10 protein-coding genes are annotated in these 13,385 nt (G+C 70.6%); 5 read left to right on the top strand and 5 right to left on the bottom strand.

The genetic code is table 11. The features are described 5' to 3' along the window. Window positions 1–7: 7 nt before the first annotated feature. The 3 genes from TR46_RS21950 (at window position 8) to TR46_RS21940 (ending at window position 5,937) form a co-directional block, all read left to right on the top strand. Window positions 8–1,129 carry a DegT/DnrJ/EryC1/StrS family aminotransferase gene (locus TR46_RS21950; RefSeq protein WP_042403924.1) on the top strand — a complete coding sequence of 374 codons (1,122 nt, stop codon included), beginning with the start codon at window positions 8–10 and terminating at the stop codon, window positions 1,127–1,129. A gap of 101 nt (window positions 1,130–1,230) precedes the next feature. Continuing rightward, window positions 1,231–4,791: a DUF4082 domain-containing protein gene (locus TR46_RS21945; RefSeq protein ID WP_084718818.1), complete on the top strand. Its 3,561-nt coding sequence runs from the start codon at window positions 1,231–1,233 to the stop codon at window positions 4,789–4,791. A gap of 69 nt (window positions 4,792–4,860) precedes the next feature. Then, window positions 4,861–5,937: a glycosyltransferase family 2 protein gene (locus tag TR46_RS21940; RefSeq protein ID WP_236655430.1), complete on the top strand. Its 1,077-nt coding sequence runs from the start codon at window positions 4,861–4,863 to the stop codon at window positions 5,935–5,937. Between the two features lie 80 nt (window positions 5,938–6,017). Here TR46_RS21940 and TR46_RS21935 read toward each other — a convergent pair whose 3' ends face one another. Then, a complete protein-coding gene (locus TR46_RS21935) occupies window positions 6,018–6,659 on the bottom strand; it encodes a hypothetical protein (protein WP_042403922.1) in 642 nt (213 codons plus the stop codon). A gap of 223 nt (window positions 6,660–6,882) precedes the next feature. Between TR46_RS21935 and TR46_RS21930 the strand changes: the two genes are divergently transcribed. Next, window positions 6,883–8,895, top strand: a complete 2,013-nt coding sequence (locus TR46_RS21930; protein WP_042403921.1) for an O-antigen ligase family protein — start codon at window positions 6,883–6,885, stop codon at window positions 8,893–8,895. After that, complete coding sequence (locus TR46_RS21925) at window positions 8,895–9,872, top strand: glycosyltransferase family 2 protein (protein ID WP_042403918.1); 978 nt, start codon at window positions 8,895–8,897, stop codon at window positions 9,870–9,872. Before TR46_RS21930 ends, TR46_RS21925 begins: the two co-directional genes overlap by 1 nt. Window positions 9,873–10,144: 272 nt before the next feature. Here the strand turns inward: TR46_RS21925 and TR46_RS21920 are convergent, their stop codons facing one another. The 4 genes from TR46_RS21920 to TR46_RS21905 all read right to left on the bottom strand — a co-directional run bounded on the left by TR46_RS21920 (window position 10,145) and on the right by TR46_RS21905 (window position 13,382). Continuing rightward, complete coding sequence (locus TR46_RS21920) at window positions 10,145–10,684, bottom strand: hypothetical protein (protein WP_042403916.1); 540 nt, start codon at window positions 10,682–10,684, stop codon at window positions 10,145–10,147. A 65-nt stretch (window positions 10,685–10,749) separates the two neighbouring features. Continuing rightward, window positions 10,750–11,640 (bottom strand): MBL fold metallo-hydrolase, encoded by an 891-nt coding sequence (locus TR46_RS21915; protein ID WP_042404001.1) that lies wholly within the window; start codon window positions 11,638–11,640, stop codon window positions 10,750–10,752. A 145-nt stretch (window positions 11,641–11,785) separates the two neighbouring features. Further along, on the bottom strand, window positions 11,786–12,766 hold the full coding sequence (locus TR46_RS21910) for a phosphotransferase family protein (RefSeq protein WP_084718817.1): 981 nt from the start codon (window positions 12,764–12,766) through the stop codon (window positions 11,786–11,788). A 79-nt stretch (window positions 12,767–12,845) separates the two neighbouring features. Beyond that, window positions 12,846–13,382: a GNAT family N-acetyltransferase gene (locus TR46_RS21905; RefSeq protein ID WP_042403995.1), complete on the bottom strand. Its 537-nt coding sequence runs from the start codon at window positions 13,380–13,382 to the stop codon at window positions 12,846–12,848. Window positions 13,383–13,385: the final 3 nt, after the last annotated feature.

Here is a 13,385-nt window from a genome sequence, read left to right as displayed (position 1 = left end):
CCACCGCATGAACCACATTCCACTCGTCGACCTGAAGGCGGCCCATGCCGAGGTCGCCGACGAGGTCAGGGCCGGCTTCGACCGGATCCTGGCCGGCACCGCGTTCGTCGGCGGCGAGGAGGTCGCCGCGTTCGAGCGCGAGTACGCGGCCTTCGCCGGCGTCGACCACTGCGTCGGGGTCGCCAACGGCACCGACGCGCTGGAGCTGGCCCTGCGCGCGGTCGGCGTCGGGATCGGCGACGAGGTGGTGCTGCCCGCCAACACCTTCATCGCCACCGCCGGCGCCGTGGCCAGGATCGGCGCCGTCCCGGTCCTCGCCGACTGCCTCCCGGACACCCTGCTGCTCGACCCGCAGGCCGCCCTGGACACGGTCACCCCGCGCACCCGCGCCGTGGTGCCCGTGCACCTGTACGGGCAGTGCGCCGACACCGCCGCCCTCACCGCGCAGCTCCCGGACCGGGTCGCCCTGTTGGAGGACGCGGCACAGAGCCAGGGCGCCAGCCGGGACGGGCGCCAGGCCGGCCGTGGCGGGATCGCGGCGACCAGCTTCTACCCCGGCAAGAACCTCGGCGCCTACGGCGACGCCGGGGCCGTGGTGACCGACGACCCGGAGCGGGCCGCCCTGGTCCGGGCACTGGCCAACCACGGCGGGACCGTCAAGTACCGCCATGACGTGGCCGGGTTCAACAGCCGGTTGGACGGCCTGCAGGCCGTGGTGCTGCGGGCCAAGCTGACCCGGCTCGCCGAGGGCAACGCGGCCCGGCGGGCGGCCGCCGCCCGCTACCACGACCTGCTCGCCGGCCTCGCGGCCGCCGGACGGCTGGTGCTGCCGGTGACCGCCGAGGGCAACGTCCATGTCTGGCACCTCTATGTCGTCCGCATCGACGGCACGTCCGCCCAGCGCGACGCCGTCGTCGGCAAGCTCAATGCCGGGGGCGTCGGCGCGGGCGTGCACTACCCCGCACCGGTGCACCTCACCGAGGCGTTCGCCGGTCTCGGCAAGGTCCGGGGCGACTTCCCGCACGCCGAGCAGGCCGCCGACCGGATGCTCTCGCTCCCGCTCTACCCGCAGATCACCGCCGACCAGCAGCAGCAGGTCGTGGCCGCGCTCACCGACGCCCTCGGCTGAACCGCGTCCCGCGCCGCACCCCCGTCACCCCCGCACCGGCATCCGAACCGGCACCCGCACGTCCGGCACGCACCACCCTCACCTTCGAAGAGGCACAGCCCATGCATAGATCCAGAAGATATCTCCAGGGCGCACTGCTCGCCCTGATCGGCGCTCTGATGATGGCGGTACTGCCCCAGGCGGGGGTCGCCAACGCTGCCACCGACCCCTGCGGCACCGGGATGAACCCCATCGTCTGCGAGAACTCCAAAGCAGGCACCCCGATGGCGGACTGGTTCTCCCCCAACGCCTACGGCAATGTCGAGGGGTTCACCAGCGCGGAGAGCTACCAGGCCGGCGACACCGTCAACTTCAAGATCCAGTCGCCCGCTTCGTACCACGTCGAGATCTACCGCCTGGGCTACTACGGGGGCGACGGGGCCAGGGAGGTGTCGACCGCGGCCCAGGCCTCGGCGACCTACCCGGCCAACTTCACCACCGACGGCAAGGCCGGCAGCCCGATCGACACCAAGGTGACCGACGGTACCCCCGACGGCAAGGCTCTGACCTGCAACAGCAACGCCGGCACCGGGCTGGTGGACTGCGGCAACTGGCCGGTCACCGCGACCTGGCAGGTGCCCAGTGACGCCGTGTCGGGCCTCTACATCGCCAACTTCGACCAGACCGACGGCAACGGCCTGATGCCCTACCCGTTCGTGGTGCGCAACGACGGCAGCCACTCCGCCGTCGTGGTGCAGACCGACGACGAGACCTGGCAGGCCTACAACCAGTGGGGCGGCCAGAACCTCTACCAGGGCGCGGGGCCGGCCCCCGACGGCCGCGCCTACCAGGTCAGCTACAACCGCCCGCTGGACATCGGCGGCGACAACGGCGTCTACGGCTCCGAGTTCGAGATGATCTCCTGGCTGGAGCAGAACGGCTACGACGTCAGCTACATGTCCGGCGTCGACATGTCGGCCCACGGGGCGACGCTGCTGCCCAACCACAAGATGTTCATGTCCTCGGGGCATGACGAGTACTGGACCCAGAACCAGTTCGACAACGCGCTCGCCGCCCGGAAGGCCGGCGTGAACGAGACCTTCTTCAGCGGCAACGAAGTCTCCTGGGAGACCAGGTTCGGCGCGAGTACCGACGGCACCAACACCGCCAACCGCACCCTGATCTGCTACAAGGAGACCAAGCTGGAGTTCCCGACCCCGGACGGCATCGCCGACCCCAGCTCCACCTGGACCGGCGCCTTCCTGGACCCGGGAGCCGCCGCCAAGGGCGCCCCGTACAACCCGCAGAACATCCTGACCGGTTCGCTGTTCACCGTGAACGGCTACCGCAGCGACGCCATCACCGTGCCCGGCACCTATGCCAAGCTCAGGCTCTGGCGGAACACCTCGGTCTCCTCGCTGACGGCGGGTCAGACCGCGACCTTCCCGACCGGGACGCTGGGCTACGAGTGGGACAGCGACCTGCAGAACAGCACCAGGCCCAGTGGTGAGATCGACCTGTCGTCCACCACGGTGGACATCACCAGCGGGCAGTACCTGAGGCTGGACTACGGCAACACCTACGGGACCGGGACCGCGACGCACAACCTGGTCGAGTTCCGCGACCCCACCTCCAACGCGCTGGTCTTCGGCACCGGCACGGTGCAGTGGTCCTGGGGTCTGACCAACGTCCCGACCGCCGACCCGTCCGCCACCGTGGTCACCGCCGACAAGCGGATGCAGCAGGCCACCGTCAACGTCTTCGCCGACATGGGCCTGCAGCCGCAGACACTGCAGTCCGGCCTGGTCGCGGCCACCGCCTCCGCCGACACCACCGGGCCCACGGTCACCGTGACCAACCCGGTCGCCAACAGCACCGTCCCGGCGCTGAAGCAGATGACCGTCGCCGGCACCGCCACCGACACCGGCGGCGGTGTGGTCGCCCGGGTGGAGGTCTCCACCGACGGCGGCGCCACCTGGAACCCGGCCACCGGGCTGACCTCCTGGAGCTACTCCTGGACGCCGACCACGGTCGGCGCCGCCTCGGTCAAGGTCAGGGCCGTGGACGACAGCGTCAACACCGGCACGGTCACCACCGTCCCGCTGACCGTGGGACCGCAGCAGTGCCCCTGCTCGGTCTTCCCGGCCACCGCGGTGCCCGGCCAGGTCAACGGCGGTGACGGCGGCGCCATCGAACTGGGCGTCAAGATCCGTAGCTCGGTGCCCGGTTCGATCACCGGCATCCGCTTCTACAAGTCCGCGGTCAACACCGGCACCCACACCGGCAACCTGTGGAGCAGCAGCGGCCAGCTGCTGGCCACCGGAACCTTCACCAACGAGACGGCCTCCGGCTGGCAGCAGCTGACCTTCTCCTCCCCGGTGCCGATCAAGACCAACACCACCTATGTCGCCTCGTACTACGCCCCCAAGGGCGGCTACTCCTACGACGGCGGCTACTTCAGCAGCAGCAGTGCGGGACTGGCACCGCTGACGGCCCTGCAGAGCGGCACCGACGGCGGCAACGGGGTCTACCACTACGGCCCCGGCGGGGTCTTCCCGTCCTCGCAGTCGTCCGGCAGCAACTACTGGGTGGACGCGGTGCTGGACACCTCCACGGCGAGCACCACGCCGCCCTCGGTCACCGCCGAGTCGCCCACCTCTGGGGCCACCGCGGCGCCCATCACCAGCTCGGTGTCGGCGACCTTCAACGAGGGCATCGACAGCAGCACCCTCGCCTTCACCGTCAAGGACGCCGCCGGCAACACCGTGCCGGGGACGGCCACCGTCAGCGGCGGCAGCAACGAGGCGGTGTTCACGCCCACCAGCCAGCTGGCGCTGAACACCACCTACACCGCCTCGGTCAAGGTCGACGACCTGTGGGGCAACTCCATGACGGCGCCGACCACCTGGTCCTTCACCACCAGCGCCACGCCGCCGGCGGTCAGCTGCCCGTGCGGGCTGTGGTCCGGCACCACCACCCCGGCCACCCTGGACGAGACCAACGACGGCAACTCGCTGGAGCTGGGCACCAGGTTCGAGTCGGCGGTCGCCGGCTACGTCACCGGGGTGACCTTCTACAAGGGCACCGGGAACACCGGCACCCACACCGGCTCGCTGTGGAGCAACACCGGGACGCTGCTGGCCACCGGCACCTTCTCCAGCGAGACGGCGTCCGGCTGGCAGACGCTCAGCTTCGCCAACGCGGTGGCGATCAGCGCCAATACGCCGTACGTGGTCTCGTACCACGCGCCGAACGGGAACTACTCGGTCGACGGAGGCTACTTCTCCGGGGCGCACCAGGCGTACCCGCTGACCGCGCTCGCCGACACCGCGGGCAGCTCCAACGGCCTGTACAACTACGGTGCCGCGTCGGCCTTCCCGACCGGTTCGGCCGGGTCGGCGAACTACTGGGTCGGTCCGGTCTTCACCACCACGGCGCCGCTGGCCGCGTCGGCCCAGAGCTCCGCGGTACAGGCCAACGCCAGGACCGAGGGCACCACCGCCTCGGAGACCACCAGCGGCACCGTGCCGCAGCAGGCCTACGACCCGCTCACCAACCGGGTGTCCACCGACGGCAAGGGCGCCAGGCACCGGCCGACGCCCGGCGACTCCGTCCCGGCGGTCACCACGCTGGACCACGACCGGGCCCAGCGCCGCGGCGGCCCCGCGCCGACCCGCTTGTAGCACCGCAGCAACCGTCAGGTACCGACCGCACCCGCCGGGCGGCTCCCCCACCGGGGAGCCGCCCGGAGATTGGCCACCACCACCATGAGCACCCTCGGCGTCGTGATCCCCTGCTACAAGTACGGCCACTTCCTCGCCGACTGCGTCCGGAGCGTCCTCGACGAGCAGCCGGGGCTGGACGTCAGGGTGCTCATCATCGACGACGCGTCACCCGACGACTCGGGGGAGGTGGCCCGCAAGCTGGCGGCCGTCGACCCCCGGATCGAGGTCCGGGTCCACGAGACCAACAAGGGCCATATCGCCACCTACAACGAGGGCCTGCTGGAGTGGGCCGACACCGACTACGTCGCGCTGCTCTCGGCGGACGACCGATTGGTCCCCGGCGCACTGGTACGCGCCGCCGCCCTGCTGGACGCCCACCCCGAGGCCGGCTTCGCCTACGGCCGGCCGCTGCGCTTCCAGCACGGCGGCCCGCTGCCCAGGGCCCGCGACCCGAAGGGCTGGAGCAGCGGCACGGACTCGGTGGTCTACCCGGGCAGGTGGTGGCTGGACCGCCGCTTCCGGGAGGCCACCGGCTGCATCACCTCTCCCGAGGTCGTGGTCAGGACCAGCCTGCAGCGCACGGTCGGCGGCTACGACCCGGCGCTGCCGCACGCCGGGGACATCGAGATGTGGATGCGGCTCGCCTCGCACGCCGACGTCGGCTACGTCCGCGGCGCCGACCAGGCCTACTACCGGGTCCACGGCAACAACATGTCCACCACCGACTTCGGCGGCCAGCTGGACGACCTGCGGCAGCGCCGGATCGCCTACCGCTCGGTGCTGGCCAAGTGCGGTGACCGGCTGCCGGATGCGGACCGGCTCTCGGCCCGGGTGCACACCCGGCTGGCCCGTTTCGCGCTGCGGCGCGCCTACCGCGCCTACGACCGGGGCCGCACCGACGTGGTCCCGGTGGACGAGCTGGTGGAGTTCGCCGCCGAGTGCCTGCCCGGCTACGAGGCGCTCGCCGAGTACCGCGCACTGCGGCTGCGGCAGCGGATCGGCGCCCGGACCATGCCCTACCTGCAGCCGCTGGTGCTGTCGGCGGTGGCCGAACGGGGCCGGGAGTGGCTCTGGTGGGAGTCCTGGAAGCGGCGCGGGATCTGATGGGCCGCCTGCTGATGCTTCGTCAATTCTGGACGCCTTACCGGACACTGACGGATCGCCTGTCCCGGTCCCCCCGCCGGTCAGGTTGCCAGGACGGTCCTTCCTCGGCGGGCCCGACGGCCCAGCAGCCAGCGGTCCAGCCAGAGCGCGCCCAGCACCCCGAGGAACGCGCCCAGCACCGCGGTACCCACCAGCCCCCGGCTCTTGGTGCCGTACACCGGCGCGGCGCTGGGCGACACCAGCAGGTCCCCGACGATCCGCGAGGCCTTGGGGACGTCCTGCTGGGTCTGCAGGGCCGTCAGGTGCTTGTTGTAGACGCCGATGATCGTCTTGACCACCTGGTCGGCGTCGACCGGGTCCGGCTGCTCCGACTGCACCTGCAGGGTGGGGATCTGATAGCTCGGCGTGGCGGTGGTGCCGCTGTTGCGCGGGATCAGCTGGTAGCTGCCGTGCACCCCGGCCGCACGCAGCTCGGCCACCCCAGCGGGCGCCTCCAACTGCTGGATCACCCCGTAGGAGAGGGTGGCGACGGTCGGGTTCAGATTGGTGTACTGGTTGGGCTGGTTCCCGGTCGCCGGCGGCTCCGCCACGACCACCGCCTGGCTCAGGTAGAGCTGGGTGGGGCGCAGCACATGGTAGGCCCCGGCCGCGGTGAGCAGCGCCGCGAGCAGCAGCACGTACCAGCGCCGGCGCAGTGCGCGGACCAGCTCTCCAGGGGACACAGGGGGGTTCCTTCCGTCAGCACCCTCGCCTTCATGCTGTCAGCCCACCACCGGCCCTGTCCCCGATACTCCAACTATCCGGGGAGCGACCCCCCGTACCCCCACGCTCGACGGCGCCGGCGCTCGACGGCGCCGACCGGCCGCCGCCGCTCGGGGTCCGTGCCACCGACGACAGGAGGCATCGCCCAGTATGCTGCTGAGGACCAGGGGGGTCTGAGTCGACATGAGCATCAATGAGCTCTTCGCCGTGCTGCGCCGGCGCTGGTACATCATGCTGCCGATCACCCTGCTCAGCCTGCTGGCGGGCGGGTACGTGTACCGGACCGTCCCGGTGTCCTACCAGTCGACGAGTTCGGTGTCGCTGCTCGACTCCTCAGCCGTGGCCAAGCTCCCGCCGACCTTCGGCAACTCCATCTCCAATGCCGGCGGCACCCTGGTGGTCACCGCCGACGTGCTGATCAGGACGCTGCTGTCGAGCGACTCAGCCGCCACACTGCAGGGCCGCGGGGTGACCGACCGGTACACCGTCGGCTTCGCCGAGAACGCGACCGGGCCGCTGATCACCCTGGCGGTCACCGGCAACAATCAGAGCAAGGTGCTGGACGAGACCAGCACCCTCTCCGACTTCGCCGGGGACCAGCTGGAGGCGATGCAGACGGGGAGCGGGGTCGCCCCGGTCGACGTGGTGAAGAGCGCCACCATCGTGCAGCCGCAGATCCCGGTGCCCCAGCTGAAGAGCCGCTACCAGGACGTGGCCGGCGTGGTCATCGCCGGAACCTGCTCCGCGCTGCTGCTGTCGCTGGTGTTCGAGAGCGCCATGCTGGCCCGCCGCCGCAGGCCGTTCTTCGGTGCGCGGATCAACCCGTGGCCGCTGAAGGGCGCGGCGCAGGGCTTCTTCGGCCGACCGCAGGACGCCACCTCGATCCTCACCGGATATCTGGCGCTGGCCCTGTTCATCCCCTCGGACCTGGCCATCCCGTCGTTGGGCGGGATCGGCACCCCGGCCAATGTCTTCGCCCTGCTCGGCCTGCTCTGGTACGTCGCCTGCTGGTTCTGCGACCGCATGACCCCGGCACCGGGGACCCGGCTGCCACGGGTGGCGATGTGCGTGCTGGCCACCGCCGTGCTGCTGTCCTACCTGGCCGACGCGACCCGCAGCAGCTCCCACGAGGAGGTGCTGAGCGCGGACCGAGGGCTGATCGGGCTGCTGGTGTGGGTGTCGCTGGTGGTGCTGACCTCGGCCGGGATCCAGACCCGGGCCCGGCTGGACGTGCTGATGCGCCGTCTGGTGGTGATGGGGACGGTGGTGGCCGCGATCGGCTACTACGACTTCTTCACCGCGACCAATATCGCCGACTCCATCCACATCCCCGGGCTGCACGCCAGCGTCGCCGGGATCCAGGCCATGGGCCGCGGCTCGTTCACCCGGCCGCGTTCGACCACGGCCCAGCCGCTGGAGTTCGGCGGGATGCTGGCCATCCTGCTGCCGTTCGCGATCCAGCAGGCCTTCGACCCGGCACGGTCCCACGTGCACGTGCTGCGCCGCTGGGCGCCGGTGGTGATCATCGCGGGCGCGCTGCCGCTGACGGTGTCCCGCACTTCGATCATCGGGATCGCCCTGGTCGCCGTGGTGATGATCCCGCGCTGGAAGCCGGTCCGGCGCTGGTCCGCGCTGGGCCTGCTGCTGGGCGGCCTGGCGGCGTTCAAGGTGATCATCCCCGGGCTGATCGGCACCATCATCAACCTGTTCTCCACCTTCCTGTCGAACTCCGACAGCAGCACCCAGGCACGGACGGTGAAATACGCCGAGATCCTTCCCTATATCGCCGAACGCCCGTTCTTCGGCCGGGGGTTCGACACCTTCACGCCCGACCTCTACTTCTTCACCGACAACCAGTACATGCTGACCGCCGCCGACATGGGCGCGATGGGCCTGGTGGCCCTGCTGACCCTCTTCATCACCGGGATCCACCAGGGCGGCTCGATCCGCAGGCTGGCCCGGACCGACTCGGACCGGGAGCTGGGCCAGGCGTTCTTCGCCTCGGCGGTGGTGACCCTGATCGTCTCGGCCACCTTCGACTCGCTCAGCTTCGCCATGTTCAGCGGCATGTTCTTCCTCATCCTCGGCAGCGGCGGCAGCTACCTCGGCTTCATCCGCCGCGAGGCGGCAGCCGCCGCGGCCCCCACGGTGGCGGCCCGCCCCCGCCGCGAACCCCAGCTCGTGGAGTCCCCCTGATGCCCGATCAGCCCGCGGTGGCTCCCGGGGAGCCCTCGGTGTCCGCCGAGCCCTCGGTGGCCGTGCTCGTCGTCACCTGGAACAGCGCCGCCGTCCTCCCCGACTTCCTGGCCGCCCTCCCCGAGGCCATGGCCGGCCTCGACTGGCACCTGGTGGTCGCCGACAACGACTCCGCGGACGACACCGTCGACCTGCTGCACCGCCTGGCCCCGGACGCCACCGTCGTCCAGACCGGCCGGAACGCCGGCTACGCGGCCGGCGTCAACGCCGCGCTGGACGCAGCCCTCGCCCGCGACGGCGGCACCGCCGCGGCGCTGGTGTGCAACCCGGACATCCGCATGCGCCAGGGCTGCGGAGGGCAGCTCTTCGACGCACTGGGCGAGCCGCTGCCGGACGGCGCGACCGTCGGCATCGCCGTCCCGCTCATCCACGAGGAGGACGGCCGGACCCTGCTCCTCTCCCTGCACCGGGAGCCCTCGGTGACCCGCGCCCTGGGCGAGGCCGTCATCGGCAACCGCCGCGCGGGCCGCTTCCCCCGCTGGAGCGAGACGGTCTCCGACCCGGCTGCCTACACCGCCCCCACCCCCACCGACTGGGCCAGCGGCGCGCTGATGCTGCTCTCCCGCGCCTGCCTGGACGCCTGCGGGCACTGGGACGAGTCCTTCTTCCTCTACTCCGAGGAGACCGAGTACTGCCTGCGCGCCCGCGACCTGGGCTTCGCCACCCGCCTCCAGCCCCGGGCCACCGCCGTCCACCTGGGCGGCGACTCGCAGGTCTCCCCCAGACTGTGGACCCTCCTGGTCCTCAACCGGGTCCGGCTCCACCGCAAACGCCACGGCGCCGTCAGCACCGCCGCCTTCCGCGCCGCCGTCCTGTTCCGCGAATCCACCCGAGCCCTCCTCGGCCGCCCCACCAGCCGAGCCGCAGCCGCCGCCCTGCTCTCCCCCACTGCCCTGAGCCGACCCCCGGGCCCCTGACCGTCCGATGGCCGGGCCCGGCACCTGCGGCGGGGCTACCCCGCATCCCGCGGTACCTGATCATCGATCCACGTGACGGGAGCTGGCACCTCCTCCAGCTCGACTTCGGCGACGTCTCGCCCCGGTACGAAGTCACGCCAAGGGCGTCTTCGGCCGGCCCGCAGCCCTCGGCGTCAGCGACGCCGCCGGTGAGCTCGTCCTCGACACAACCGCCTGGCACCCGTACCCCGCGAAGTCCCTCGACTGAACCGGGGACGGGCCGCCCGGGCGGCTCACCGTGCTGTGGTCATCCGACGCCCCTTCGCCTTGACCGGCAGTGGCCAGGTCAGCGTGATGCTGCCGTCCACCGGGAGGGTGTGCCAGCGGCGGGCGAATGCGTCCAGGCGGGTCAGGATGCGTTCGATGAGCGAGGGATCCACCAAGTCGGGGGCCAACAGGGGGAACCAGTCCGGCAGTTCGGAGCAGTGGCCGGCCCGCAGCTCCCAGAGACGGGAGCAGGCGGAGGCCAGCCGCTCGGAGCGCTCCATGTCGTTGTGCTCGACCCTGCTCGGGGACCATTTGGCCTCGCGGCGGTTCTGGCGACGCCGGACGGCCGGATCTGCGGGCGTGAAGATGTTGTTGTGCCCAGCCGCGATCCTGCCGAAGGCGCCCCCGCGCAGTCGGGCCTCCGCCTCCACGAGGAAGTGCACGGCATCGTGCGGAAGATGGTCGTCGTACCCCGGCCCCTGACGGGGCTCCAGCATCGGCCCGATCTCGCGTACCACGGCCATCCGATAGCGCCGACCGGACATCTTGGTGAACGTCACGTCCATGCACGGCAAGCTACCCGGCGGCGGGGGTGATCGCCTTTGGTTTTCCGCCCGGCCGGCTGCCGCCGTCACCAGCGCAGCGCGGTGAAGTCCACTGGCCTGGGCGCGAGTTGGGCTGTGCTGGCGGCCAGGTTGTGCATGCGGTGGGCGAATTCGTCGGCTGGAAGCCGCTTGCGGTCGCCGTGGCCGGGCAGCACCCACTCGAAGCGCAGTCGGGGCGCCGTACGGGCCAGGGACGCGGCGAGTTCGGTGATGGAGTACCAGGTGACCGACTCGGCGACGGCGAGGTCGTTGAGGGTCCGGGACCAGTAGAAACTGTCGCCGCTGAAGCAGTAGGTGTCGTCGGCGAGATAGAGCACGCTGCCCTCGGTGTGCCCGGGCAGCGGTTGCGCGACCACGCCGTCGGCGATCTCGGTCGGCTCCGTGCCGCGAAGGACGGTGTCGGCATCCGGCGCGGCCGCCAGATCCCCCTCGTGGATCCAGAGCCGCGCGCCGAACCGGTCGGCGTACTGGCGACCGTGGGCGGCGTGGTCGCGATGGGTGAGCAGGACGTCGGTGACCGGGCCGAGGGCGGCGTACTTCGCGGCCAGGGCGGTGCTCCAGCGCGGGGTGTCGACCATCATCAGGTTTCCGGCCGGCCGGCGAAGGAGGTAGGAGTTCGCACCGGCGGTGTGCGGCGAGTTGTGTCCGCACAGGTGGACACGTTCGGCCAGCCGCAGCGGGAAGGGGTCGAGCGACGAGTCCGGTCCACGCGCGCCGTGCCGGATCGACCGGGGGTGGCACGCGAACGCCGCGGCGTGCAGCGCCCTCTCCTCCGCCTCCGTACCGGGCCGGCGAACCACCGCCGACCGACCGTCGACCTCGGCCACCAGCCCCGGCGCGAGCTGCCGGGCGACGTCGCAGTTGGTGCAGCGCTGGTCGACATGCCAGGTGGCGGTATCGGCCGAGTGCTGGTCCATGGTCAGGTCCCTTCGCGGACGGGTGATGAGGATCTGCACCTTCGTCCAAATTCCTATCACGTACGGCACGGAGAACCAATCCAGCAATCTCCTTGACTTTACCGGTAACCGCTGCTCTCACGGAGAAAGAAGGTCGGCGAACTGATCACAGATCAATTGCCATCTTCGCGAGGTCCTCCGCAATTCCGGGCAGCGCGGCGGTCTCTCCGGTCAAGGCGAACCAGTCCCACAGCTCCAGGGCCTGGTAGAGCCGATAGAGGCTGATCCGCTCGGTCGCATCAGCGGGAAGGGGGCCGTAGCCCCGATGCAGGGCGTCTTGCTTGTTCCGATTTCCGCGAATGGAGTAGTAGTCGGTTTTCGCCAGATCCATGAGCGGATCAGCGGCAATGGCATTCTCCACGTCAATGAATCCGGCGATCCGCCGGCGGCCGGCCACTTCGTGCAACAGGACATTGCCCTCGTGGAAATCGTTGTGGCACAGCACCGGCCGGGTGCAGTTGTCGAAGAGACCGGCGCCGTCGCGCACCCTGGCCTCCATCGCCTTCCGCAGGTTCGGATCTCCTCCGAGGTCGGCGAACTCCCGCATTTTCATCTCGAACTGGCGCTGCATGTACTGGGCATTGGTGGCACAGGGATCGAGAATGCCAGTGGTCAGGTACCCGTAGGCCTCCTGCGGAATCCGGTGCATGCGGGCGAGCAACGCGCCCATCTCCTCGTAGATCCCCGCGACGGCGGAGGCGCCGAGTTCCCCCACCACCTCAGAAAGCGGCTGACCGTCAAGCCGACTCATCACCAGGTGCCCCCGACCCAGCGCCCCCTCGGCCCCTTCACCACCACTACCCAGCACGACAGGCACACACCGCACCCCGCGTTCCCGGAGGAGCCGATAGACATGGACCTCCTTGTCCCGCTTCCAGCGCGAATCACCGTCGTAGAACTTGATGACGACTGGCTCGACCGGCGGGGCACAACGGACCTCGACGACGGGGCTCGACCGACCGCCGGTCCGAACGACGACTTCGGCGACCGAGGCCGCCGGGTGAATCCGACGCAGAATCGTCTCGGCCTCCCTATGACTCAAGGGAATTGACTCAACATCAGCATCAGCATCAGTGCCAGCAGACATGTGCGAACCCTAGGACCACCGCCACCTCCCAGGCGACCGGTTATCCGGCAACGGACCACCCCTCCGCACCACCCGTGGGCTACGAAGCATCCCGGTCCCCCGGTTCCCGTGTGAGCCACACCACTTCACCGCTGTCCTCCATGGAGAGGTGGTCCCGCTCGAAGCCGAGCTTCTCCAGGACGCGGAGCGACGGGGCGTTCCAGGTCCCGACCGTCGCCCAGACGCGCTTCCGGCCGGTCGCCGTCGCGGCGGCAAGCACTGCGGCGGCTGCCTCGGTGGCGTAACCGTGGCCGTGCACACGCGGGAACAGCTCGTAGGCGATCTCCGGCTCGTCCACCGTGGACCGACCGACGACCAGCCCGCAGTAGCCGATGAGGTCGCCTTCATCCCGACGGCGGATGGACAGCAGAGCCAGGCCGTTCTTCGCCGTGGCGAGGAGCTGGGCGGCGATGTTCGCCCGCGCCTCCGCCACCGTCGCCACCCCCGGTCGCACCCCCTCGGCGCGTTCGGCGTGCAGGGCCAGAAGCTGCTCGGCGTCGGACTCGACCCACGGGCGAAGCAGAAGCCGCTCTGTCTCCAGGGCGGATGGCATCGGTTCGTATGCAGATGTGGACATGGT

Origin of the sequence: Streptacidiphilus carbonis (assembly GCF_000787775.1) — a bacterium.
In the GTDB taxonomy this organism is placed as follows: Bacteria; Actinomycetota; Actinomycetes; order Streptomycetales; family Streptomycetaceae; genus Streptacidiphilus; species Streptacidiphilus carbonis.
Note: the sequence above shows the minus strand (reverse complement) of the source record. Positions and strands in the feature narration are given on the sequence as shown.

Coding starts and splice junctions, on each gene's coding strand:
- TR46_RS21950 (WP_042403924.1), top strand. CDS start 8: ATGAACCACATTCCACTCGTCGACCTGAAGGCGGCCCATGCCGAGGTC.
- TR46_RS21930 (WP_042403921.1), top strand. CDS start 6,883: ATGAGCATCAATGAGCTCTTCGCCGTGCTGCGCCGGCGCTGGTACATC.
- TR46_RS21920 (WP_042403916.1), bottom strand. CDS start 10,684: ATGGACGTGACGTTCACCAAGATGTCCGGTCGGCGCTATCGGATGGCC.
- TR46_RS21925 (WP_042403918.1), top strand. CDS start 8,895: ATGCCCGATCAGCCCGCGGTGGCTCCCGGGGAGCCCTCGGTGTCCGCC.
- TR46_RS21905 (WP_042403995.1), bottom strand. CDS start 13,382: ATGTCCACATCTGCATACGAACCGATGCCATCCGCCCTGGAGACAGAG.
- TR46_RS21915 (WP_042404001.1), bottom strand. CDS start 11,640: ATGGACCAGCACTCGGCCGATACCGCCACCTGGCATGTCGACCAGCGC.
- TR46_RS21945 (WP_084718818.1), top strand. CDS start 1,231: ATGCATAGATCCAGAAGATATCTCCAGGGCGCACTGCTCGCCCTGATC.
- TR46_RS21910 (WP_084718817.1), bottom strand. CDS start 12,766: ATGTCTGCTGGCACTGATGCTGATGCTGATGTTGAGTCAATTCCCTTG.